Source organism: Acinetobacter sp. B-6 (genome assembly GCF_056930735.1).
Genome location: NZ_JBXPBY010000057.1, coordinates 1 through 377, shown reverse-complemented (window position 1 = coordinate 377; position 377 = coordinate 1). Strand labels below are relative to the sequence as shown.

The 377-nt window shown below is 44.8% G+C and carries 1 pseudogene; it reads left to right on the top strand.

Annotation, left to right across the window (positions count from 1 at the left end):
* Window positions 1-377: pseudogene (locus AC1Z3T_RS21205) on the top strand (RND transporter); the annotation flags it as partial.

The window sequence follows — 377 nt, the reverse complement described above, 5'->3', positions numbered from 1 at the left end:
GCTATTTAAAAGGCATCAAGGAAAGTGTATCGAGTTTAATCAAACCCAAAGATGACTCCTCCTTTCGTACCGTGCAACTTAAACAACTCGCTGACTTTGAATACCAACCCGAGCAAAACACAGCGAGCCCTTTGCCCGTGGTCAAACCCTATCTGGGGCAAAAGGCGTCTTTAAATAATCTCTATCTGGAAAATCCACCAACTGCCCAGCAATATGCAGTACCCACACGGACCTTAAACCTTGAAGAAGCCGTGCAAATCGCTGTCAAACGCAACCCCAATATTGCCCAAACCATTTCTACTTTGGCTTCCCAAAACGCCAATATTGATGTCGCCAAGGCACAATACTATCCACAATTAAAAGCTGGCATGAATACC